Annotated in this window: 20 protein-coding genes and 3 pseudogenes; 13 read left to right on the top strand and 10 right to left on the bottom strand. The window is 52.5% G+C overall.

Translation table 11 applies throughout. The annotated features are described in order from the left end of the window. Positions 1 to 49: 49 nt before the first annotated feature. The 7 genes and pseudogenes from JMJ04_RS23090 to JMJ04_RS23060 all read right to left on the bottom strand — a co-directional run bounded on the left by JMJ04_RS23090 (position 50) and on the right by JMJ04_RS23060 (position 8,393). Positions 50 to 922 carry a carbohydrate ABC transporter permease gene (locus JMJ04_RS23090; protein ID WP_201372814.1) on the bottom strand — a complete coding sequence of 291 codons (873 nt, stop codon included), beginning with the start codon at positions 920 to 922 and terminating at the stop codon, positions 50 to 52. 39 nt (positions 923 to 961) lie between these two features. Next, complete coding sequence (locus JMJ04_RS23085) at positions 962 to 1,900, bottom strand: carbohydrate ABC transporter permease (RefSeq protein ID WP_201372813.1); 939 nt, start codon at positions 1,898 to 1,900, stop codon at positions 962 to 964. A gap of 162 nt (positions 1,901 to 2,062) precedes the next feature. Continuing rightward, the gene (locus tag JMJ04_RS23080) at positions 2,063 to 3,340 is read right to left on the bottom strand and encodes an ABC transporter substrate-binding protein (protein WP_201372812.1); all 1,278 of its coding nucleotides are present in this window, start codon (positions 3,338 to 3,340) and stop codon (positions 2,063 to 2,065) included. Between the two features lie 315 nt (positions 3,341 to 3,655). Next, the gene (iscB, locus tag JMJ04_RS23075) at positions 3,656 to 4,921 is read right to left on the bottom strand and encodes an RNA-guided endonuclease IscB (RefSeq protein ID WP_201372811.1); all 1,266 of its coding nucleotides are present in this window, start codon (positions 4,919 to 4,921) and stop codon (positions 3,656 to 3,658) included. Between the two features lie 293 nt (positions 4,922 to 5,214). Next, a complete protein-coding gene (locus JMJ04_RS23070; protein ID WP_201372810.1) occupies positions 5,215 to 6,276 on the bottom strand; it encodes a LacI family DNA-binding transcriptional regulator in 1,062 nt (353 codons plus the stop codon). A 350-nt stretch (positions 6,277 to 6,626) separates the two neighbouring features. Further along, positions 6,627 to 7,285, bottom strand: a pseudogene (locus JMJ04_RS23065) (IS6 family transposase); the annotation flags it as partial. A 538-nt stretch (positions 7,286 to 7,823) separates the two neighbouring features. Continuing rightward, positions 7,824 to 8,393 (bottom strand): hypothetical protein, encoded by a 570-nt coding sequence (locus JMJ04_RS23060; protein WP_236038313.1) that lies wholly within the window; start codon positions 8,391 to 8,393, stop codon positions 7,824 to 7,826. Between JMJ04_RS23060 and JMJ04_RS48810 the strand changes: the two genes are divergently transcribed. From JMJ04_RS48810 to JMJ04_RS23045, 3 genes and pseudogenes are all read left to right on the top strand, one after another. Continuing rightward, the gene (locus JMJ04_RS48810; RefSeq protein WP_476630026.1) at positions 8,295 to 8,567 is read left to right on the top strand and encodes a hypothetical protein; all 273 of its coding nucleotides are present in this window, start codon (positions 8,295 to 8,297) and stop codon (positions 8,565 to 8,567) included. The two genes, JMJ04_RS23060 and JMJ04_RS48810, sit on opposite strands and share 99 nt — an antisense overlap. Beyond that, positions 8,563 to 8,775, top strand: a pseudogene (trpD, locus tag JMJ04_RS48805) (anthranilate phosphoribosyltransferase); the annotation flags it as partial. The gene JMJ04_RS48810 and the pseudogene trpD, both read left to right, overlap by 5 nt. Before the next feature lie 234 nt (positions 8,776 to 9,009). After that, positions 9,010 to 9,360 (top strand): hypothetical protein, encoded by a 351-nt coding sequence (locus JMJ04_RS23045; RefSeq protein ID WP_201372807.1) that lies wholly within the window; start codon positions 9,010 to 9,012, stop codon positions 9,358 to 9,360. Positions 9,361 to 9,450: 90 nt separating this feature from the next. On the opposite strand, the gene JMJ04_RS48800 is transcribed toward JMJ04_RS23045, so the two are convergent. Next, the gene (locus JMJ04_RS48800; RefSeq protein ID WP_420799523.1) at positions 9,451 to 9,624 is read right to left on the bottom strand and encodes a DUF6444 domain-containing protein; all 174 of its coding nucleotides are present in this window, start codon (positions 9,622 to 9,624) and stop codon (positions 9,451 to 9,453) included. Here JMJ04_RS48800 and JMJ04_RS23040 point away from each other — a divergent pair. Continuing rightward, positions 9,562 to 9,699: a hypothetical protein gene (locus JMJ04_RS23040; protein ID WP_201372806.1), complete on the top strand. Its 138-nt coding sequence runs from the start codon at positions 9,562 to 9,564 to the stop codon at positions 9,697 to 9,699. The genes JMJ04_RS48800 and JMJ04_RS23040 overlap by 63 nt on opposite strands. A gap of 130 nt (positions 9,700 to 9,829) precedes the next feature. Here JMJ04_RS23040 and JMJ04_RS23035 read toward each other — a convergent pair whose 3' ends face one another. Further along, positions 9,830 to 10,930, bottom strand: coding sequence for a LacI family DNA-binding transcriptional regulator (locus tag JMJ04_RS23035; protein WP_201372805.1), 1,101 nt, complete (start codon positions 10,928 to 10,930; stop codon positions 9,830 to 9,832). A gap of 388 nt (positions 10,931 to 11,318) precedes the next feature. Between JMJ04_RS23035 and JMJ04_RS23030 the strand changes: the two genes are divergently transcribed. The 7 genes and pseudogenes from JMJ04_RS23030 to JMJ04_RS46740 form a co-directional block, all read left to right on the top strand. Next, the gene (locus JMJ04_RS23030) at positions 11,319 to 12,833 is read left to right on the top strand and encodes a sodium:solute symporter family protein (protein WP_201372804.1); all 1,515 of its coding nucleotides are present in this window, start codon (positions 11,319 to 11,321) and stop codon (positions 12,831 to 12,833) included. Between the two features lie 89 nt (positions 12,834 to 12,922). Beyond that, complete coding sequence (locus JMJ04_RS23025) at positions 12,923 to 14,197, top strand: AGE family epimerase/isomerase (RefSeq protein WP_201372803.1); 1,275 nt, start codon at positions 12,923 to 12,925, stop codon at positions 14,195 to 14,197. Positions 14,198 to 14,244: 47 nt separating this feature from the next. Continuing rightward, positions 14,245 to 15,021 carry a glucosamine-6-phosphate deaminase gene (locus tag JMJ04_RS23020; RefSeq protein WP_201372802.1) on the top strand — a complete coding sequence of 259 codons (777 nt, stop codon included), beginning with the start codon at positions 14,245 to 14,247 and terminating at the stop codon, positions 15,019 to 15,021. 80 nt (positions 15,022 to 15,101) lie between these two features. After that, positions 15,102 to 15,860, top strand: a complete 759-nt coding sequence (locus tag JMJ04_RS23015; RefSeq protein WP_201372801.1) for a sugar isomerase domain-containing protein — start codon at positions 15,102 to 15,104, stop codon at positions 15,858 to 15,860. A 63-nt stretch (positions 15,861 to 15,923) separates the two neighbouring features. After that, positions 15,924 to 17,084, top strand: coding sequence for an N-acetylglucosamine-6-phosphate deacetylase (locus JMJ04_RS23010; protein ID WP_201372800.1), 1,161 nt, complete (start codon positions 15,924 to 15,926; stop codon positions 17,082 to 17,084). 53 nt (positions 17,085 to 17,137) lie between these two features. Next, complete coding sequence (locus JMJ04_RS23005) at positions 17,138 to 18,514, top strand: hypothetical protein (protein WP_201372799.1); 1,377 nt, start codon at positions 17,138 to 17,140, stop codon at positions 18,512 to 18,514. Between the two features lie 198 nt (positions 18,515 to 18,712). Further along, a pseudogene (locus JMJ04_RS46740) lies at positions 18,713 to 18,805 on the top strand (IS6 family transposase); the annotation flags it as partial. A 161-nt stretch (positions 18,806 to 18,966) separates the two neighbouring features. On the opposite strand, the gene JMJ04_RS23000 reads toward JMJ04_RS46740, so the two are convergent. Next, positions 18,967 to 19,599, bottom strand: coding sequence for a hypothetical protein (locus JMJ04_RS23000; RefSeq protein WP_201372798.1), 633 nt, complete (start codon positions 19,597 to 19,599; stop codon positions 18,967 to 18,969). 415 nt (positions 19,600 to 20,014) lie between these two features. Here JMJ04_RS23000 and JMJ04_RS22995 point away from each other — a divergent pair, with 415 nt between their 5' ends. Continuing rightward, the gene (locus JMJ04_RS22995; RefSeq protein WP_201372797.1) at positions 20,015 to 22,306 is read left to right on the top strand and encodes an ATP-binding protein; all 2,292 of its coding nucleotides are present in this window, start codon (positions 20,015 to 20,017) and stop codon (positions 22,304 to 22,306) included. A 443-nt stretch (positions 22,307 to 22,749) separates the two neighbouring features. After that, positions 22,750 to 23,706 carry an aldo/keto reductase gene (locus JMJ04_RS22990; RefSeq protein ID WP_201372796.1) on the top strand — a complete coding sequence of 319 codons (957 nt, stop codon included), beginning with the start codon at positions 22,750 to 22,752 and terminating at the stop codon, positions 23,704 to 23,706. Positions 23,707 to 23,720 lie beyond the last annotated feature (14 nt).

The following is a 23,720-nucleotide window of genomic DNA, read 5'->3' as shown; positions in this document are numbered from 1 at the left end:
TTTTGTAGATCCTTTCATTGTCAAAAGTGGGCGAGGAAAAGTCACCTTGCTACGATTTTATGGCACCGGCGATCAGGCCATTGATGTAATAGCGCTGAAGCAGCAGGAAAACGATAATACAAGGGAGTATCGTAATGGTCATTCCGGCCTGGATAGCTCCCCAGTCTACCGTTCCATATTGTCCGCTTTGTGCGCTGATGAGATAGACGGGCATAGTGTACTGGTCGCTATCCGTCATAAAGATGAGAGCGGCCAGAAACTCGTTCCAAGCGGCGAATATCGCGAACAGTGCCACAGTGACCACGCCGGGAAAGATGACATGGATGAGCACGCGGTAAAGCACACTTACTGAGGTGCAACCATCAATATAGCCCGCCTCCTCTAACTCTTTAGGCACGCTATCGAACGAGTTGCGCATCATAAAGATGGCGAAAGGGAGTTGGAAGGTCGTGTAGACCAGAGCCAGTCCCAGAAGTGTATTCTGGAGCCCTAAGGAGTGTAAGAGCAGGAATAGGGGCGTCAGGATGGATTGGAAGGGAATCATCATTGTGGCAAGAATGACCATAAAGATGATGTCTTTCCCCGGAAACTTGAAGCGTGAGAAGCCGTAGCCTCCTAGAATGCTGAGCACGAGCGTCAAGACAACTGTGACAATAACGACAAAGCCGCTATTGAGCAGATAGTTGACGATACCAGTGTTCAAGATGCTGGTATAGTTCTCGAAAGAGATGTGTGACGGCAGAAATGTCGCTGGCGATTGCATGGACTCGCTGGCTGGCTTCAGGCTGGCAAGAATAGACCATCCTATGGGAAAGAGAAAGATCAGGGCGAGTACAGTGCAAACGATATAGTAAAGCGCACGGGTTACAGGCGCTTTGGCCTGAAGGCGGTGCTTTGATTGAACTTTCATTGGGATAGCCATGTTACTTAAGCCTTCCTTTCTCGAAAAAGGACAGCATCTCTAGTATTGAGTGTCATCGCGTAAGAGATATAACTGAATGACGCTCAGGATAATCAGAATGATGAGCAGGATGATAGAAAGCGCCGAGCCGTAGCCAAGCTTGTAGTACGTAAACGAATTATTGTAGATCCAGTACACAACCGTAATCGTGGAGTTTTGTGGACCACCGTGCGTCATAACATAGAACTGGTCGAAGGCCAGATATGAGCCAATCACTGAGAGCACAAGCGCCAGCGCTAAGGTACGTTTCAAGAGCGGCAGCATGATATAACGGATGCGCGCCCAGCGTCCAGCGCCATCCACGTTGGCCGCCGCCAGCAACTCATCGGGAATGGCATTCATGCCCACGACCAGGAAGATCATAGTTGAACCTACAGTTTTCCAGACGACCATGATGCCGATAGCAATGAGCGATGTTGTCGAATCCGCAAGCCAGACGATGGGTTCTTTGATGAGATGTAGGCGCAGCAAAACGCTGTCAAAGATGCCAAATTGATCGTTAAACATCCATGTCCAGAGCAGGCTCGCCGTGCTAAGACCAATCACAACGGGGATAAAGTATGCCGTGCGAAAGACTCCTACCCCCGGTACCTGCTGACGAATGAGTAGAGCCAGGATAAAGGCAATAATAAAGATCGCAGGCGTCACAATGATCGTGTATCTGGTTGTGAACCACAGGCTCTGCCAGAATGTGCTATCCGAGGCCATCTGGATATAGTTTTGCAGTCCGATGAAGTGATGGTCACCAAGCAGGGGCCAGTCATAGAGAGACATAACAGCCGTCATGATGAGCGGAACCAGGAAGAAGACCGCCACGAAGAGCACACTGGGGAGAACGAATAAGATCCCGGCCCAACGCTGTTTCCGCTCGAATCTGCCGGATGCACGCGTCTGCTTTTTCCCTACAAGCACACTTTGACTGCTTTGGGCGTAGGCCATAAACATGTCCTTTCTTCTAAATAGCACGGCGAGAAGTGGCATAAACCAGGAGAATCGCTGCGCCGGAGTATTTAGTCGAGAAGTGCCTAAGAGGTATCTCAGGCGATGTCTCGTCGTATATGATCAGACATCGCCTAGAACCTCTGACGCCGATTGGATAGCTTAGCTATTGAGTATCTTGGTGAACTGGTCTTGAGCTGTCTTCATGGCGTTATCGACCTGTCCATCGAAGATGGCCTTTTGCAGCATAGCCAGCCAGGGGCCATTTGCGTCATTAAAGAGTTGATTGTAGTGGACTGAATAGGGTGTACGACCCTTTGCCATGGCCTGCGATGTGGTAACATAGCGTGGATCGAGCTTGCTATATTTGTTCTCAGCAAGGTCGGTACGGACTGGAATACTACCGTTTTTGGCGAACTGGTTGATCTGGACATCCTCAGAGAGCGCCCACTTGATAAAGTCGGAGGCTTCATTGACGTGCTTGGAGCCGCGAGGAATGCCGATGGTATCTCCACCCGCGAAGGATGAGAAACTGCCGTTTTCGCCAGGCAGATAGGTAATGCCGAAATCGATATCTGGATGCTGCTCCTTGAGCGTGCCGATTGAGAAGGCTCCACTACCCACCATGCCGACTTTACCTGTGGAGAAGGCATTCAGCCCGTTTGAGCCATCATCGACCTTGGCACCTGCGGGAATCTGTCCCTCGTCCCACAGGCGTTTGTAGAAGTTCAGCGCGTCCTTGACTGCGGGGGATGAAGTGATGGTCGCCGTCTTGCCATCATCACTCAGCACATCGCCGCCGCTGGCCCAGATGTAGGGAAGATAGGTGAAAGCATTGCAGCCCGCGCAGCGACCGGAGAAGTAGTATCCCTTCACGCCGTTGCCGAGCGCGGTAATCTTCTTGGAATCTGTCTCTAGTTCGCTCCAGTTGGTCGGAGGCTTGTTTGCGTCCAGTCCTGCCTGCTGGAAGAGTTTCTTGTTATAGAGGAGCACCGAACCCTCGGCGCTGAAGGGTAGGGCATAGAGTTTGTCATTGTAAGTAGAGAGGCGCATGTGGGAAGGGCTGAGCTTATCATAGAACGAGAGCGAATGCGCCATATTGGTAATATCGGTCATCTCGTTAGCAGCCGCGAAAGAAGGCATATATACGAGATCGATAGCCACGACATCAGGCGCGTCTCCGCCCGCGACAGCGGTACCAAACTTGGTCACAAACTGCGCGTCTGGAATGGTCGTCAGTTTGACCTGCGTTTTGTGACTGGCGTTATAAGTGGTGACCAGTGGGCGTACAAAATTCTCATCAGCCGCGCGAACCCAGAAGGAGATAGTATTGGCGTCGGACCCGTTTGACCCTAGTGCCGAACAGCCGAGCAGACTCGTCGAGACGGCTACACAAGCGAACAACAGGCTTGCAGCCCGCCATAAGTTTCGCATCTTCATTGCAAAATATCCTTTCCTCGTCGTTTCATGTGCTGCAATGCACTTAATGCCCGTTCCTGGGGAAAAACTATAGAGGCTCTACTTTGTTTGGGTTCCCCTTTCTAGAAGCATTCAACATATAGGCATGTTGCAATTATGTCCGCATGACGACAAAATATATCCTGACCATTACATCAGAGAGTGATGTTCCCTGTGATATATCTACAGACAGATGTGAAAATGCCTTCCTGGTAAGTGGAAGTTGTTTTATCCAATTGTGGCAAGAAAACCACGAAGTCTTTAGCTTCGTGGATGAATTGCCACATTCACCCCTGATTAATTGGCAGTGGATGAGATATGCGGCATGGGCGCTTGACACATCATCCATGAAGATCGTGCCCTCACTCGCTTCATCTTCTCAAACTTCGGAATTGGCCTGAGATCGACCTTGTTCCCATCAATGTCCATCAGAATGGCATAGCCAGTAGACATTCGGCCTTTAATAAGGTACTCCTGTCCCTGATAGCGCACCATATCAAATTTCCGAAAGCCGCCAATTTTCCCTGTGAGAATGCGTTGTTCGCTGTGTCGCCCTTTGGTTTGCTGGTAATCTCCATCGGGGATGCATCGCTTCTTGAGAACCACCGTGGTCTGAAACGTGGGCATGGCCCCTCGCGTGGTAATCATGACCGCATCAAAGCAATGCTCCTTGGGCAAGCCTGCTATCTGACGGTGTTCTTTGGTCACAAATCCCCACGTTTCCTCTGCCTGAACCTGCTTCAACAATTGAAGACGAATGCTATTCATCTGTGTGGCATGGTTCAAGTTTCCTTTCTTCTTACCAGTGCGCTTGAGCGTCACGGTTCCGGCATGCAGCCCATCGTGACAGGTTTTGCAGAGGGTGAGTAAATTGGCTTCTTCATCACTGCCGTTCTGACTGCGAAAAACGATATGATGGACTTCTAACCGCTTGTCTTTCGATTTTCCTGCACAGTGTTGACAGGTATAGCTATCGCGTGTTAGCACATAGGCTTTGGTATTGGCAAAACCATAGTTGATGCCCTTCTGGTAGAGCCACTTGTGCTTTAAAACGTTAGGATTTTTAAGGGCATGGGGATCAAATGTTCCTGTTTCCAGCACGATATGGCGAATGGGCAGGATGGATTGCACAAAATGGATTTCCCGCAGGTGTGCGTCAATTTTACTACGCATCGTGGGAGAGAAGCGATCTGTTTTGATGGAGTTCTTACGATTACGCCATCGTGCTTTTCTATATCTGGTCTTTCGGTTGCGCCGGTTCCGGCGATACTTTACACGCTCTTTCATGGTGGTGGCAATATCATTGCGAACCTGCACTTCTGACAAATACACCACCTGCCCCTGCGTATCGGTCACCGCTGAACCAATCACGGCACTGCCCGTATCTACCCCAAGGGTCAATGGTTGGGTAGAGGTCGTTGCTGGCTGAACCAACAACTTGATCGTAAAGGGCGTTCTCCTTTTGACTTTTGCCTTGCCATCTTTAAGTAGTAATCGTGCAATAGCACACGAACATGGCATCAATGGCGTGCCATCTGGTGCCAATACATAAACAACGTTCATCGAAAATTCCTTTTCAGAAAAATGCTCTGCCAGGTGGCAGGTGGTGCGTATCCCTGTACTGCGACCATACAGGGAATCCGACTTCATCTCGACAAGGTTCAGAAGGCTTGTTGGGCCTGAATCACCGGGACTTACCTCATCCCTACTTAAACTCAGGCGATAGAGCAACCGTCTGATGCGCCAAGGGTTGGTATCATGACCTCCCAAACATAGCTCACCTTTCGGTGGCTGAGTCTGGTGAACTCAGGCTTCCTCTTCCGAAGAAGCCGCTCAGTCTTTAGCTGAGCGGTAGTTCACAGGATGGGTACCGAATCGTGGCTTCCACAGGAAGCGCGTATGACTAGGTGACAAGGATGTCGGATGACACCCGTCTCTCTTGAGCCATCGATCATCGCTAGCAGGCGACTACCTGCCAGTTGTCCCAGGTGATAGATGTCCAGGTCAACAGTCGTCAGTGGTGGGCGGCTGGACGCCGCGATGATCTCCCAGTTGTCGAAGCCGATGACGGCGATGTCATCAGGAACCTTCCTCCCCAGTTCTCGTAGCATGTCAATAGTGCCACGAGCTATTTGATCGTTGCCACAAAATATCGCATCTACTTGTGGGTCAGAGGTTATGAGAAATTGAGTGGCGTTGTATCCCCAGCTTTCTTGCCAAGGCCCGGAGAGAAAGCGTTGCTCGTGGGTAGCCAGCCCGGCCTCCTTAAGTACCTGGCGCACTGCTTTCTGTCGCAATTGCGTCGACTCAAAGTGGCTTGGTCCCATGATATGGCCGATATGGCGTCGTCCATGCTCGACGAGATGCTCAATAGCAAGACGCGCACCCTGTTCGTCATCAGGTAAGATGCAGAGTGCATTTCCTTCTTTTACCTGTGTATAGGCATAGAGCACTGGTATACCCGTTTGCCCAACGTCGATAGCGGGACGCGGATCGGTCCGGCGCGAGGTAACAATGATACCGTCAACACGCTTGCTGAGCAGTGTCTCAATGTACTGACGCTCACGTTGGGCATCGTCGCGCGCGTCACAGAGAAAGACCAGAATCTGCGCTGTACCAAGCGCGTCCTCAATACCCTTCATCAAGGGGATGCTAAAGCGCCCGTAACTATCAGTGGTGAGCAGACCGACGGTATAGCTGCGGCCTCGTAACAGATTTTGTGCCATCATGTTTGGGCGAAATCCCAGGCGTGCCGCCACTTCTTGAATGCGCTCACGTGTCTCGGACTTCAGTTTTCCCTGTCCATTGAGGGCCTTCGATACCGTGCCAATGCTCACTCCGGCTTCGCGCGCTACATCGTGGATAGTCACGCTCTGCATCTGTCGACTAACGGATTCATTACTTACTTCGCTACTCACGTATATCTCCGAACGATCTGGTAAGGAAAAGCTTTTCCTTGCTACGAATATAGATTACCCCCGATTTATGGCTCTGTCAAGGGATATAACGGCGAATATCGCGCCTTTTTGTCGATAAAATCGATGATAGCTAGGCTCAAAGAGCTAGTAAAGAAAAGGGTTTCCTGATTTTTTATTAATTGATGGTTAGCTAGGTATTGTCAAGTTGGTGTATGAAGAAGGTGTCGTTGTGAAGAAAGGCTTATGAAGGAAAAACAAGACAAGCGAGAGCTGGAGAAAGTGAACGTGTCATGCCCCCTTGTTTCCAGTGGTAATATCGTTCCAGATCTCAAAGCGCTCTTGCAGAAGAGAAGGGCACGATAGTTTGAAGCGCTAAGACGATGTCTTCTCGGTCGGAAATGGTCAGAGATGGGGCCAACGGCCGAGAGGAACCGTTGGGTATGGCCTGGTGATGTGAAACGCCGCATTGCCCGCTCTCGTTGTCGCATTGATTGATGGGAGTTCTCCGCTCGATTGTTGAGGCCTTTGTGTTGGAAATGCTCAACATGAGGCATGATTTCTTTTCTGGCGGCGGCATAGTTTGCCAACTTATCGGTGATGATAACTCTCGGCATATATTCCAGTCCTTTGAGCAGTTTGCGAAAGAATTTCTTGGCTGCTTGTTTGTCTGGCCGGCTCTGGACGAGAATATCAAGAACGTTATCATGTTGATCGACGGCCCGCCACAAATAGTTTTGCTTCCATTGATGGTGAGAAACACCTCATCCAGATGCCACGTATCTCCCGGCCTGACGCGGCGATGCTTCAGCTCATTGGCGTACATTTGCCCAAATTTGAAGCACCACTGACGGACCGTTTCGTAGGAGAGCACGACTCCCCGCTCTGCCATGAGTTCTTCGACATCACGAAAACTGAGCGAAAAACGGAAATACAGCCAGACACAATGACCAATAATCATGGGCGGAAAGCGGTACCCTTTGTAGGGTGAAGATGAGATGTTCTTTTTCATGAGGGCATTGTATCATGCTGTCTAGCTTTTTGTGTATGGCTTCAGCAACTTGACAATATCCTCCCCTGTGCTTTACGGACGAGATCTTGATGTTCGCGGAAGGCACATTGTAGGATATACATGGAGAGGCAGCGAGGAGATGCCCCCCTCGTTCCAAGGAACTGAAGACCCCTGCCTGGCTTTTGGGGTGACCCCTTATACGCATCTGGGGCGACCCCTTGTACATGAATGAGTGCGCCGCATCGGCAGTTCCTTGCCTCTCTCGCCAGGTCTTTGTGACCGTTTGTCTCCTCAGAATGCTCTTGCTTTCCTTTCAGCCGGGGGAGTAGTCACATGCTTTCTCTGATAGATATCTGACAAAAAGAGAGAGATGTCTCCAGCTAGCGATTTTACCAAATTTTGGTAAAACGACTATTTATAGAATTATTCTGCTCGAAAAAAAGCACATTCTTGAAGAATATCGGCATATTCCTCCAGGTATGCCTCCTTAAGAAGCTGTACCTGGAGGAATTTTTGCATGCTCTGTCTATAGAAACGCTTATGTCTCTTCTGAGGAGAGATGATGAGTTACATGTTCATTGTCAGCAACCTCTTCTGGCTGGGTCGTATGAGGCGCTCCCACTATATGCTGACAATGCCGTTTTGCCTCCTCTTTCCCAAAGAAGCCAGCGAGGATCGCCTGAGCGTCAAAATGCTGACCAAAGCACGCGATGCCACCCGAGGCAAACGAGAGTACCGCCAGGGCCTGCGCCAGCCTGTTGAAGAGATCAGCCGTTTCACCTCTTACCTCGCTTCGAAAGAGGAGACGATCTCCTTTCGAGGCCAGGAGTGTTCCTACCCGATGGGCTGTTTCCAAGTCGTTTTCATCGGGACCCTGCCGTTCATAGAGTGCCAGCACGCGAAGAGGAACGGCGGCACTGAGCGCGATGGCGAGATGACTTGAGGCGATTGAAGGTTGCCCAGCAGTGTGAGGCGCTGCACCCAGGGGAGGACGAGGTCGTACCTCCTCCTGGCTCGCTGCCGCCCTTCGCTCGGCACGCTGGGGGTATCGGATGCATCGCTCTTGCGTAAGATGGGTGAAGTACTGCTTCATCTGGGGAGCAAGCACGCGTTAATCATTCATGGTGAGGATGGAATTGATGAATGTTCATTGCAAGCTCCCACGCGAGTGTGCGAGGTTCGCCGGGACGCCAAATTGCGAGAGTATACAATTACACCTGAAGATTTTGGGCTGACGCGTATCAGCGATCAGGTAGTATTACAGGGGGGATCCAGCTTATAATGCCGCGCTTTTAACACAATTGCTTAGCGAAGATACGAACAGCCCGGCCACAGATATACTCTGTCTGAACGCCGGAGCCGCGTTGTACACGAACGATCTGGTTGAGTCGCTGGCTGATGGTATAAAACTGGCGCGAGCAACACTGCGTGAGGGCAAGGTTCGCCAAAAGCTGGCGGATATCGTTGCTTGGTCTCACGCACAGAAATAAGGTCAGGCACAAAAACACTTCCAGCACCATCGAAGGCAACTGGTAAAAAACAGAAAGAGCCGGTCTTCACCATTCAGGCGAAGGATGAGCATATTTTTGAAAGCTCCTCGCGTTTTTGAGTACAAAGAATTGCTTCCCATTGTTCTATTGATATACTTATCACCTGAATTATGCCAGGGCCGCTCTTTACCTTAGTTATCAATCAGCAAGATGACAAAAAGAGAAGGAACACCAATGGACGAACACGCCTGGCATGCAAAGAGTATCGAGATCCTCACGGAGATCAAAGCGTGGCGACAAGCGCATCCCGCCGCTACCTTTGTAGGCATTGAAGAGGAAGTCCACACGCGCCTGATGGAACTGGAAGCATACATCTTGCAAGATGCGGCTTCGACCAGCAAGAACCGGGAGTGGGATAATTCAACGGTCACTCCTGCTCCATTGTGCCCCACCTGCGCGGTTCCGTTGCAAGCACGAAGCAAGCGAGAGCGAACGTTGCATGGCAATGGAGGCCAGAGCGTGACCTTGCCCCGCACCTACGGCATCTGCCCCAGGTGCGGGGCTGGTCTTTTTCCCCCTCGATAAGGAACTCGCACTGCTGCCAGGTCGCTTGGCGCCTCGGCAGCAAGAGCACCTCACCCATCTAGCGTGCTTCATGCCTTTCGAGAAAGCCACTCAGATGCTTGAAACGCTCCTAGGGGTGCGAATGACTAAGGAAATAGCCCGTTGTCTCACCGAGCGCATGGGGGGATGCACAAAACGATCAGAGGACGGAGGCAAACTGCTATGATGACTCTCTTTGGCGAGCTGGCCTTCCAGCAGGTTGAGGCGCTCTTGTTGAGAAGTGATGAGTTCTTCAAGCATCTTGAGGTGCTCCTGCTGCGATTCAATGGCTTTGATCGCTTGCCTGAGTCCCTCACGTAAGTCGTGATTTGCTTGATGTAGTTTGCTTCATTCCTCATCCATTCTCATGCATCAACAGACGCAAGGTGTTTCCGCAACTGCGTGACCCTTCTGAACAGTTACCCCTGTAGGAAAGTAGAGCAACTTTCCATTAAGATGACGACAATACCACTGGAGCTGTTGAGGCGCGTACGATGAGTGTTGGCGTGAAACGCATGAACGTAGGTCTGCCTTCGGGCAACTTTTGGAGCTGAAGATAAGTAGCGATCAGGTGTATTGCCTGTTCGCCAAGGATGCGAGCTGGTTGCTGGACGGTAGTGAGGGAGGGATGAAGCAGGGCGGCGAGAGGAATATTATCATAGCCAACGATTGAAAGCTGTTCGGGAACAGTGAGGCCGGCTTCCTGAGCTTCGATAATAGCGCCTATCGCGACCAGGTCGTTATAGGCAAGAATGGCAGTAGGATAGGAAGCTCTCTCTGGTGGCTCTACCTTCGATCCTGTTGGTAAAAGATGGCGCGCCGCTTCTCTTCCTCCATCGAGTGTGGGCTTGGCTGGCACAATGTAGTTTTCTGGAATGCTGATGCCAGCCTCTGCACATGTCGCGCGAAATGTGGCGAGACGGCGTTGATAGACCTGCGCGGTCGTGATGCCTCCAATGTAGGCGATCCGGCGATGTCCAAGATCCACAAGATGCTGCATCGCAGCTCTGATTCCCGCTTCCTGGTCGGTTTCCACTGTCCCGATGCTCGCTGAAAGTGGCAGGTGATTAATGAGAACAGTCGGGATGCCCACTTGCATCAGTGGGAGTAGGCGCTGTTCTGGCAAGCATGAGGCGCAAATGATCAATCCATCAGTCTGGCGCTCTTCAAGTAAACTCAAAATCTGTGCTTCACGCTCGGCATCTTCTAGCGTATCGTAGAGTAGTATATTCAATCCATGGGTGAATGCCGTTTCTTCGATTCCCCGCACAATCTCCGCGTAAAATGGGTTGGTGATATCGGCAATAATGAGTCCAAGCGTTCCTGTGCGCCGTATCGCGAGATTACGCCCCAGCGCGCTGGGCTGGTAGTTCAGGTGCGCAATAGCCTCAAGTACGCGCCGCCGCGTTGTTTCTGATACGACTGGCCGATTATTGATCACACGCGATACAGTGGCGGGAGAGACGCCTGCCATTTGCGCGACATTATCAATTGTTGCTGCCTCATCAGCGGCTGGTAATCTTTCATGCGTTGCGTTAATTTTCTTCACCATGAATCTGAACTCGTTGCCTTCCTAACTGCTTCACTGTATAGTGCCGCGTCTCAGCCTACTGCCCTATTCTATCTCATTTTTCTTCCAACGTCATTACTTTCCCTTCACTTACATTGACAGCTTGCTGCTGTCAATGTTATAGTTCTTCAATACTTTCATGAAATTTTCTGAAAGAAGTTGCTGCAAGGCATTGAAAGGAGTTCTGAAAGCAGAATTTCCGCTTTCGTAGCTCTACTACTAGCTTTTGCAGGAAAATCAGTTCCCCTGATCACTGTTGTGTGTAATTATCCGTGCAATGTATGCAAATGAAGCGAATGCGCAAGTACTGGACGGCGATCGTCGCCGTCTGTCACTCATCTAAGCGCGATTTTGAATGGAGGCTATCTGGATGTCAGTATTTGATTGGATTGTCCTGGCACTCTACTTCTTGCTCATGGTTGCTATCGGTATCTGGTCCCATCGCCAGGTCCACAATACAAGTGATTACTTTACCGCAGGCGGAAAGATGTCATGGTGGCTCGCCGGTATCTCACACCACATGTCCGGCTATAGCGCGGCTGTTTTTGTTGGTTATGCTGCCATCGCATATACCTATGGCTTTACCCTTTACGTATGGTGGGCCTTTGCCATTAGTGTCGCCGTCATCGCGGGCGCGTTTATCATTGCTCCTCGCTGGTCACGTCTCAGGCAAAGACTGCATATTATTTCACCGATGCAGTACCTGGCAACGCGTTACAATGTACCGACGCAGCAGTTGCTGGCGTGGAGCGGCACCTTGCTGAAAGTCTTTGACGTGGGTGCGAAATGGTCTGCCATCGCGATAATCCTGAACGTTTACACCAGCCTGCCCCTGGCTGTAGGCATTCTAATCTCTGGCGGTGCTTCGCTGATCTATGTTACTGTCGGTGGCTTATGGGCCGACGCGCTGACCGATTTTGCCCAGTTTATTGTGCAGCTGGTTGCCGGCGTTATGCTCTTTGTGATTGTGCTGGCGAAACTGGGAGGGGTAACTGCTCTGGGTGGAATGTGGAATCAGCTTCCGCCTAGCCACCATGCGATCTTTGGTGGCCCATATACCATCTGGTTTGTCCTGGCGTATCTCCTCATTAATTTTTTAAGTTACAATGGCGGCACCTGGAATCTGGCACAGCGCTTTATCGCGGTTCCCAGTGGCTCTCAGGCACGCAAGGCTGCTATCCTATCGGCTGTGCTCTACCTTGTCTGGCCGATTATCCTGTTTTACCCGATGTGGGCTGCCCCCATCCTCTTTCCGCACCTGCCAGATCCCTCTCAGGCCTATGCCATTATGTCTCGTTCCCTCCTGCCTCCTGGTCTGATTGGTTTCGTGCTTGCCGGCATGTTCGCTCATACGATGGCGATGACTTCCTCGGATGCTAATGCTATCTCAGCGGTCGTAACCGGCGATATCCTGCCGTTCCTTTCACGGAGGCTGCGCAATCTGTCAGGTGAAGATACACTGCGCGCTGCGCGTATCGTTACCTTTATCTTTACGGTTTTGAGCATGATCATTGCCCTGGAATCGAACCTCTTTGGGGGGGTCATTGGGCTGATCGTGACGTGGTTTGCCGCGCTCATCGGGCCAATTTCGATTCCCATGCTCTTTGGATTGCTGCCAGCCTTTCGTCGTTGTGGCCCGGCTGCAGCGATTATCTCCTGGGCGGGCGGTATTATCGCTTTCGGCATCATTAAATATGGCTTTACCAATGATGTTGCCGCTACGGTGTCCCTGCCTGTCCTTGTATCCATCATCCTCTATGTTGGTATCGGATTAATAAGCGGTCGTGCCAATCCAGATACCGACGCGTTCGTCAAATCGCTCAACAGTGAGGATGGCGGTGAGGGGTTAGCGGAGCCAGAGCTGGTAGACGCAAAACAGCTTTAGCCCGCTATAAGGTTGCCATCGCTGAGCATAGATCGTCACGCGATCTATGCTCAGCGGTACATTGAGATGAATGAGATAGAGGTGACATAGTGGATATAGACGATTCCCAAGCTTTACAAAACTTTTATCAACAACACCTTGAGATGGTGATTCTGCCGTTCTGGTTAGAGCGGGGCATAGATACGGAGCAGGGGGCGTACTTTACCTGCTTCGATAACCGGGGCGAACGGCTCGTGAGCACCGATAAATATACCTGGTCGCAGGGGCGCATGATCTGGTTGTTGGCTCGCCTGAGCGAATTGAGCCACAATGGCTTGCTACACCAGGATGCTGATCGCTTACTCGACCTGGCGCGTCAGGGCGTCGAGTTTGTGACGCGCCACGCCTTTCTTGCAAATGGAAACTGTGCCTATCTGCTTGATCGCTCTGGACAGAAAAAGGAGCCGATTCCCGGTCAGGGGTTTGATACCAGTTTTTTTGCCGATTGCTTTGTGACGCTTGGTTTTACCGAATACGCGCGTGTCGCTCAGGATGCCCAGGTGCTTGAGCAAGCCTTAGCGCTGTGTACGCGCATTGTGCAGCGCATCAAGGCCGGTTCTATTCGCAGCGAGCCGTATCCCGTTCCAGCCGGATTTGAGGCCCATAGTACCCCTATGATTATGCTGAATGTGACTCAGGAGCTGGCCTCTGCCCTGGAGGTGTTCGGGCATCCCCAGTCCCAGGAATTGCGCCACTTGAGTTTTGCGTATATGCAGGCGATCATGGAGCGTTTCTACCAGCCGGATGGCCTTGTCGCCGAACTTCTTCCACAATCTGGCGACGCGCCAGATACAGTGTTATGCAGACACGTGACGCCAGGCCATACCATTGAGAGCATGTGGTTTGTGCTGCGCGAAGCCCAGGCCAAGGGACAGAAGCAGTGGGTGCGACAGGCGACGCAGGCGATAGCGAAAGCGTATGAGGTGGGCTGGGATCAACAGTACGGCGGTCTGTTTCGCTTCGTCGATCGCTCTGGCGGCAAGCCTGGTGGCACGCAGACTGGCGCTGTGTATGAGCGTTTAATCCTGGACACATGGGATACAAAGCTGTGGTGGCCGCATTCAGAGGCCTTGTATGGCACTTTGCTCGCGTACTATCTTACCGGGGATGCAAGCTTCGCTTCATTGTATCAGCGCACTCATGCGTATGTATTCAAGACGTTTCCTCATCTCGATCAACGCAGCGGCGAGTGGATTCAGATCCGCGATCGACAGGGGCGACCCATTGATAAAGTTGTGGCCTTGCCGGTCAAAGACCCCTATCACATTATTCGTGATCTCGTGCTCATTATTGAATTACTACAGCAACAGTTGACGATGGCATAAGAATGTGCGCAGGGCATGAAATACACTCTATTGACAAGGAGATGAACATGAGTACACCAGTGCAGCCAATCAGTTCTCAAACAGTAGATAAGCTACGGGTCCAGATTTACGCGCATCGACAGGCGCTTGGTCTAGCCGCCGGCCAGGATGTTGGTGCCAGGTTGCGGGAGTTGCTTGCGCAACAGGCGCAGGTACGCATGATCTTTGCAGCGGCGCCCTCACAGAACGAGTTTCTGCACACGTTGTCGCGGTACGAAGGCATCGACTGGGCCCGCGTGGTTGCGTTTCACATGGATGAGTATATTGGGCTGTCGGCGAGCGCTCCCCAGCGTTTCACGCGTTTCCTATCCGATCATCTATTTGATATCGTCAAACCGGGCCAGGCGCATCTCATTGATAGCAGCGGTGACATCGATGTCGAATGTCAGCGCTACTCCGATTTGTTGCGTTCGGCTCCCATCGATATCGTGTGTCTAGGGATCGGTGAGAATGGTCACATTGCCTTTAATGATCCCCCTGTCGCCGATTTTAACGATCCATTGCTTGTGAAACCGGTCGCACTGGATATCACCGCGCGTCAGCAGCAGGTCAATGATGGCTGTTTTGCGCGCCTCGATGCTGTGCCCACTCATGCGATTACGCTCACGATTCCCACATTGCTATCCGCCAGGACATTGTTCTGTATGGTGCCAGGGGCAACAAAGCGTGATGCCGTGCGGCAGACGCTGCGCGGCCCCATTACGACCGCATGCCCTGCGACCATTCTGCGCCAGCATGCCGATTGCGTGGCCTATCTCGATACCGACTCCGCTGCCCTGCTCTAAAGAGAGCACAAGTGGGGCAGGGGCTGGATAAGTAAGGGACTGGCGCGGTTCCAGTCAGGATATGATGAGGAGAAATAACGATGAGTACTCCAGCGATGACCCGGTATCTACAACTGATTGTAGAACATTTACAGCTATTGCATGAATCGAATCGGGCGTCTATTCAGCAGGCCGCTCGTATGGTGGCCGATCAGGTGAAGGCTGATAAGCTTGTCTATGCCTACGGACCGGGTGGGCACTCGAATCTTGGTTCGCAGGAACTCTTCTTCCGAGCGGGTGGATTGATGCATGTGAGCGCGATGCTGGATGAGGGAACGCTGCTAAGCGGAGGCGCGCTGCGCTCGATGGCTATTGAAAGAACGCCCGGTTATGGCAAAATCGTGATCGATGACTATGGACTGGGTGAAGGTGATTTGCTGATACTGATCAATGCCTATGGTATTAACGCTGCTTTGATCGATGCCGCTTTAGAGGCCCGGCATCGCGGTGTCAAGACTATTGGTGTGACATCGGTTCGCCATGCGCAGGCAACGCCAGAGGGTCATCCGGCGCGCCACCCTTCTAAGAAGAATCTGTATGAGTTAGTTGATGTGGTTCTCGATAGCAAGATTGAGGTAGGGGATGCAGTAATCAAGATTGAAGGCATTAGCCAGCCTGTTGCCCCTATGTCTACCTTTGCCACGGCTTACCTGCTCAACTCACTGGTCGCGGAGACCGTCCAACTGCTCGCGCAAGAGGGCGTGGACCCTCCTATCTGGCGCAGCGGGAATGCGCCGGACGGAGATGAGATCAATGCCAGATTCATCGAACATTTTAAAGGGCGAATTAAGAAGCTCTAGAGAAGCAATATGTCCGGAATGTGCTGGAAAGAGAAAGGTTTTATACAGAAAGGTTGTACATCAATGTGGATTGAAGGGCGACTGGTCGAGAGCAATCAGATGGTGCGCTTGGAAGTAGCAGATGGTATGATTGGTCGCATAGAAGCGGCGAGTGCTGCCTCTGCCATTTGGATTGCGCCTGGCTGGCTCGATATTCAGGTGAATGGATATGCCGGACATGATGTAAATGGTCCTGACGTAACGCCAGAAGCTATCATAGCATTGACCCACTCACTCTGGCAGCGCGGGGTGACTGCGTTTTGTCCTACTGTGATTACTGAATCGGAAGAAGCTATTTGTCATAGCCTGCATGCCATAACAGCCGCTTGCGAGGCCGATTCGCGTGTGGCCCATTCCATTCCTTGCGTTCATATTGAAGGTCCAGCCATCTCGCCAGAGGATGGGCCACGCGGCGCGCATCCCATAGAACATGTGAGAGTGCCAAGTCTGGTTGAATATCATCGCTGGCAGGTGGCGGCTAAAGGGCGCGTTGGTCTGATAACGCTCGCGCCGGAGTATCCTCAGGCTTGCGAGTATATTCGCGCCTTGCACGCCGATAATGTCGTTGTCGCCATCGGGCATACGGCAGCCAGCGCGGAGCAGATTCAGGCGGCTGTCAACGCTGGTGCGTGTCTTTCTACTCACCTGGGCAATGGCGCACATGCTCAGCTCAAGCGTCACCCGAATTATATCTGGGAGCAACTAGCCGAGGATCGCCTTGCCGCGAGCTTCATTTGTGATGGCCACCACCTTTCACCATCGGTTATGAAGGCAATGCTGCGTGCCAAAGGAACGGAACGTGCGATCCTGGTGAGCGATGCGGTCGCTATTGCGGGGTTGACTCCCGGCATTTATGATACATCGGTGGGAGGCAGGGTAGAGCTATTGCCTGGTGGACGCCTCAATCTCTACGGTACGCCCCTCCTCGCTGGCTCGGTGAGTTCTCTACCGGAGTGTCTTGCGAATGTTCTACACTATACTGATGTTACTCTGGCCGAGGCTGTGCGCATGGCGAGCACAAATCCGGTACGGCTGCTTAGCTTGGACGAAAGGGCGAAGCGGGGGACGGTGCGCAGTGGGAGATCAGCCGATTTGACGCTGTTCCGGTTCGATGCTGAGACGAAAGCAATCATCATCGAGGCTACCATCGTTCAGGGTGAGGTCGTCTACCAGCGCCATGAATAAACATATTTTGAGCGGTTTTTCTCATCTAAGATGGCAACGAAGCGGAGCAGACTATGTCTTATGCTGAATTTACTACCAGGCGCGACCTCTTGATGGGCGTCGCGCGCGCGGTGATCACTCCTCCTGTGGGAAGCGAAATGTCAGGCTTCATCGCCAGAAATTCTGGCATGTTGGGAGTGCATGATGATCTCTATGTGCGGGCGATGGCCTGGTCCAACGGCGATGATGCCTCACGTGCAATCTTGCTGACACTTGATGTTATTGGCCTCGATTTCTCGACTGTGGAAGCGATCCGGCAGCGCATTACTGCTCGCACCACTATACCTGGAATACGGATCGCGATCACTGCTACACATACACATGGCGGTCCATCGGTTATGGATGGTCGCTTGGGAGGAAAGGTTGATCCCAGCTATCTGGATTTTCTGCTTCAGACCTCCGCTGATACGGCCGTGACAGCTGTCAGTAAACAGGTTCCTGTCACGGCTCGCTTCACGGTTGGATATGAGCCAACGGTTGGGAAGAATCGCCGTATCCCGGACGGTATTATTGATCCAGCGGTTCCTGTGTTGCGCTTTGATGGTCTGGATGGTCGCCCCTATGCTCTGCTGGTGAGTTACGCCTGTCATCCGGTAACGCTGGGAGCTGATAATTTCCTGGCGACGGCAGATTATCCTGGCTATACCGTGCGGGCACTTGAAGCTGTCTATGCGGACGCGCATGTGCAATTTGTGACTGGCTGTTGCGGTCAAATTAATACCGGTCACTCGGCACAGGATAGCGTCAAGGGGCGTGGCTTAGAGCGGCGTACGTATGCGGAGTGTCAGCGCCTGGGCCGTTTGATTGCTGGCGCTGCTTTACAGGCGTCCGAACGCGGCGCTGCTCCGGGGGGAGCACCTCTTGCGATGCTCTCCCGCGCTCAGGGAAGTGCAGCAGTGCAAGTTTTGCGGCGAGTCGTAGAGCTTCCTCTGCTCAAGCCTGAGTCACCTGATGCGTTGCGTCAATTCGCTGTGCGCTGCCATGAAGAAGCGGCGCGACTCCAGTGTACCGGCGTATCGACCGGCGATGTGCTATTGTTGCGCGGATGGGCGGCCTGGGCTGAGAAGATGAGCACCGATCCTCATCCTGCTCGTAGCATTACCGCTGAGATCATCGTCCTTGCGCTAGGCGAGATGAGTATAGTGATGTTACCAGGTGAACCATTTGTGGAGCTTGGTCTCACGATAAAAGCGCGGGCCGGGAATGAAACTCTCATGGTGATAGGGTACGCCAATGGCAGCCCTGGATATATTCCCGATAGATCTGCCTATGAGACAGGCGGCTACGAAGTGACGGAGGCATATCGCTTCTATAACTATCCTGCCGGTTTCGCTCCTGAAGCCGGTGAAGTGCTTGTGCAGGGTGCGCTTGATCTTCTTGCTCAACTTTGATGACAAAAAAGGGGACGCTGCTGGCAGTTTTCCTCTTTCCTTGCCGTGGGAGATAGAACATCTAGCGTCTCTTGCAGCGCAAGGAAGAGAATGGTGACCTAGCTCCCCTATTTGTACTCTCTACGGTTCTGCCAGAACTCAAACCAGATTTTGGCACGGAGCTCATATTTCTGGTATGCTGATCTTACCATTCTGATTAACGCTCTTGAATTTCCTACCGACGTTGTCCTGCTTGCGGTCTTGTGGCGGCTACGCTACAAACTGAGCCTGCGTGACGTGGCTGAAATGTTTTGGCGTCAAGTAGCGTCGGGATAAGGAGAGGTGCGACATCGCTACCAAGGCTTCTGTATTTGTGCGATAAAATGGAAACGCCTCTGCAATAAGAGAGGCGTTTCCGTCGTATAACCACTTCACATACGAGCAAATTGCATAGAAGACGGACTCTTTCAATGTTAAGCGCTAGCGGTTTGCGTGGCTGACACCGCTTCCTGCGCAGGAACTTCTGATGTCTGTATCAGACTGTAGCCGCTCCAGCCGAGTGCCGCTATGAGCAGAAGATCAGCCCCGGTAGTAACCACGGTATTTACTATGCCTTCCAGGGGGAATGCTGCTGCTGATACTAGTGATGAGACTATGAGCAACCAGCCAATCCACGATGAGAAGATGCGCGCTCGAATAGTTGCTATTCCAAGAAGGATACCGCCCACCAGTTGAGTGGCGGCTAAAGTAATAATCAACGCGAAAAAGGAGGCTGGCGGAGCTCCATCTTGAGCCGCCTGGGGAATCAACTGGAAGAATACTGCTAAACCCACGAATAGTCCTGCACCGAGCAGAGCACTGCAGAAAAAAACAATCCATCCAATAAGACCGAGGGTGCCAGCCTTCGTCGCCTGTCTGACGAGAATGCCAGGCATTCCTATGATGAGGAACATGATACCGATCAGCCCGAAAATGGCCGCCAAAGGCGGCGGGGGGGCGCTTGCCTGTGAGTTAAAGACAATGTTGAGCACATCAGAAATGATGTACACTGGACTTCCAACAAGTAGCGCTATTCCACTTAAGCGCAAAAGGTTTTGACCTGACATACTTTCTTCTCCTTTGCAGGTTTTTCTGCATCTTCTCACCAGGGCTGTTGCAAAGTCCTGTTTGTCGCCTGCGGCGACGAGCAAAAGAGGGGAAAAGAGGTTTGTGCGGGGACATCCCGCTCCCCGGCAAAGGGCTGCCGCCCTCTACACTCCCGCTTTGCTGTTTTGTTCCCGACTTTGCAACTGCCCTGTCTTCTCACCAGGGATATATCGTTCCCACGGCTGACTTCAGCTTGCTCTATCGAGAGCAGAGCGGATTACTAGAAGTGTATGTAATCATTGATCTGGATACCATGAGGGAGACCCACATCTTTCTCACAGCTTTTTCTCCTGTGGTTTGGCAATCAGAGACAAAAACCTGAATTGTGCATCGTCTATCTCTATAGAGTGAGAAACAGAGTTCGTTGGGAGACTTATGAAAACACCTTCCTTTGGTGCGCTCCTCAAGCAGTACCGTATCGCCGCAGGGCTTTCTCAAGAAGCATTGGCTGAGCGTGCCAATATCAGTACCCGCGCTATTAGCGATCTGGAACGCGGCATCAATCGCGCCCCCCGCTCCGATACGCTCAATGCTCTCTTGCAAGCTCTCACCCTTTCAGAGGAGCGACGACAGGCACTCATTGATTCCGCCCGGTCAATCACCGCTACAGACTCTGCTCCTGCCAGCCCACTGTATGTGCTGCCTGTTCCTCCAACGCAACTAGTTGGCCGAGAGCAGGAAATTGCCCGTGTCACGATGCTATTTCAGGGGAATAGAACGCGACTCCTGACCCTGGTGGGACCTGCCGGTGTTGGCAAAACACATCTTGCTCTTGAGATCGCTCACCGGCTGCGCAGCGACTATAAAGATGGAGTGGTATTTGTTTCGTTAGCTGCCACTTCCGACGCTCCCCTGGTCCCCTCACTGGTAGCCCAGGCTTTGAAGTTGCAAGAGTCTGCTGGCCCTTCGCCCTCACAACAGGTCGCAGACTTCCTGACGGGAAAACATCTTTTACTTATTTTCGATAATTTTGAGCATATTATTGATGCTGCACCTATTGTCGCTGATCTCTTGCAAAGCTGTCCACACTTACGCGTACTTGTTACCAGCCGTACCCCACTGCGGCTACGAGGCGAGCTAGAATTTCTGCTATCGCCGTTAGCAGTCGAAGCTGCTGTGACGCTTTTTCTCCAGCGTGCCCAGGCAATACGCTCTGACGTAGCAGGCGAGGCACCAATCGCTACCACGATCTGCGAACGGCTGGACTGCTTACCGCTGGCGATAGAACTGGCGGCGGCTCAGCTCAAAGTTCTCTCGTTGCCGCAACTCCTGGAACGCCTGCAACGCCGTTTGCCTCTTCTTCAAAGTGGAACCAGGGATTTACCGAAGCGCCAGCAGACGATGCAAACTGCGATTGCATGGAGCGATGATCTGCTGGCACCACCAGCCCGGCAGCTCTTGCGTATCGCCAGTGTTTGTGAAGGAGGCTGTAGTGAAGAGGCGTTGGCTTTTCTCTGTGCTGAAGACAGTATCGTTGCCACTGATCTTTTGACGCATCTCAGAGCGCTGGTTGAAGCGAGCCTGATACAGAGTGAGGTGATGCAAGATGGAACGATGCGTTTTTACATGCTCAAACTTGTCCAGGAGTATGCTCAGGAACAATTGCGCAGAACGGGACAGGAGGCGGCCTATCGCTGGCGGCACCTCGAACATATGACGCGCCTGATAGAGAGGGCTATCAGGCCAGGCACCCGCCAGGAGTGGATAGAACCTGAACAGCCTAACCTGCGAGCTGCATTACACTGGACTTACGAGCAGAAAAAAGTAGGGCCAGGACTACGACTGGTTGCGGCCTGCGGTGCCTATTGGATCAGGAGAGGCCAGATGCATGAAGGTGATCTGTGGCTGCAAAAGATGCTCAAACTAGACGACCTGGCGACCGAAGAGGACAGGGCCCTCGCTTCGGTGCGGCTCGCTGCACTCTACTGCGCTGGAGGAATTGCCAGGCATTTAGGACAGCCGGAGCGCTCGGCTGCTATTGCTCGAGAGGCGCTTTTGCTGGGCGAACGAACAGATGAGCATGTGGGGATGAGCAATGCGCTGGCTTTATTGGGACATCTGGCGAAGGCTCACGGCCAACTCGAAGAAGCAGCTTCCTATTTTGAGCAGAGTTATCAGCATGCGCGCCTCGGAGGAACGGGAGACGATGGTGGATCGCTGGGTCGTGCACGCGACAATCTGGCGATGATTGCACGAGCACAGGGAAATCTTGCTCTTGCCCACCAGATACTAGAAGAGTCGCTGGCCTATTGTCGGAGCGAACATTTTACCTGGGGTGTAGCCCACGTCTCGACTATGCTTGGGCATGTTGCTCGCGACCAGCAGCAGTATGCCCTTGCCCGGGCCTGCTATCGAGAAAGCCTGTACATCTATCACACCATCGGCAACCTTACCTCTATCGCATCTTGCCTGGAAGGGGTTGCAGTTCTCAGTAGTGTCGAAGGGGATCATGAGCAAACCGTCCGCCTGTGTGCACAGGCAGCCATTCTGCGAGAGAAAGCCCACACGCCACTGCCACCCGATGAGCAGCAAGCCTTCAATATGATCATCTCCCTAGCACGCTCCTGTCTCGCTGAACATCTGTTTACGACAGCATGGCAGCAAGGGGAAGCACTGACCGTTGAAGAAGGCATGGCCCTTGCTCTTACAGGGCTGGGGGAATGCTGATCATCTGCTTAGGCTTGTGATGACCCCTTCACTTGATTTAAACAACGTTTGATTGACAACAACCAGATAGCAATGAGTTATCATAAAACCCCCTCATTTGATTATCGTATTTACTATTTCGTGATGAACTACCCAAGCACCTGGTAGGCCAGGTGCTCAGAAGAAAGCTCTAGGTAGAGCAGTAATGGGAAAAGGTGTGCTAGGCAAAGTGATCACGATCACTTTGCCTAGCACACCTTCTGTTTTGTAGACAGCGAACGTTAGGCAGGTGAGAGATGGTATGCTATGTGTGGGTGAGAGAGTGAAAAAGATCAGGACATTTGCCAGATGCGAGGAGAAACTATGTTGTGGGAGCAGAGCTTGCTCAGCCTATTCCCGCTCATCGTTGCGCTTATAGGCCGAGCAAGCTCTGCCCTCTACTGAATTAGATCAGGAGGAAAACGTTGGAGTATCGCAAGCTGGGACGAACGGGGCTCAAGGTCTCGCAGCTCTGCCTGGGAACCATGCAGTGGGGCTATACCGCTGATGAACAGGCGGCTTTTGCTGTGATGGATGCCTTTGTCGAGCAGGGCGGTAATTTTATGGATACGGCGGATTTCTATGCGCGTTGGATAGATGAGAAGCTGGGCGGTATTTCGGAGACGATCATTGGGCGTTGGCTCAAGGCGCGTGGCAGGCGCGAGCAAGTCGTGATCGCCACCAAGGTCTACCAACCAATGGGGCCTGGACCCAACGAGCGCGGCCTCTCGCGTCAGCACATCATTCAAGGGGTTGAGGCCTCCCTGCGCCGTCTGCAAACGGACTATATTGATCTCTACCAGGCCCACGCCTTCGATGATGAGACGCCTATTGATGAAACCCTGCGCGTCTTCGATGATCTCCAGCGTGCAGGCAAGGTGCGCTATGTGGGCGCGGCCAACTATCCCGCCTGGCGCTTGATAGAGGCGCTCTGGAAGGCCGATGTGGGACAAATAACGCGCTATGACTCGCTGCAGCCGCACTATAATCTGGTGCATCGCGCCGAGTTCGAGAGCGAGCTCAAGACGATCTGCGAGCGCTACCAGATCGGGGTTATCCCCTATAGCTCACTGGCGGGCGGCTTTCTGAGCGGTAAATACCGGCGTGGCGATCAGGTCCCCAGTAGCCAGCGTGCCGAGAGTATCCTCAGGCGCTATGATAATGACCGCGCCTGGAAGACGCTGGAGACCGTGCAATGTATCGCTCACACTCATGAGACGACTTCCTCCGCGGTTGCTCTGGCCTGGCTCCTGGCCCAACCCGTGATTACCGCGCCTATCACTGGGGCCAACTCCGTCGAGCAGCTACACTCCAGCCTCGCCGCTACCCAGGTGAAGCTCACCCAGCAAGAGTTGAGCGATCTGAGCGAAGTCTCGGCCTGATAGTATGAGGGAGT

The organism is Ktedonobacter robiniae (assembly GCF_016587375.1).
Classification (GTDB): domain Bacteria; phylum Chloroflexota; class Ktedonobacteria; order Ktedonobacterales; family Ktedonobacteraceae; genus Ktedonobacter; species Ktedonobacter robiniae.
This window is presented reverse-complemented; position numbering and strand designations above follow the sequence as displayed.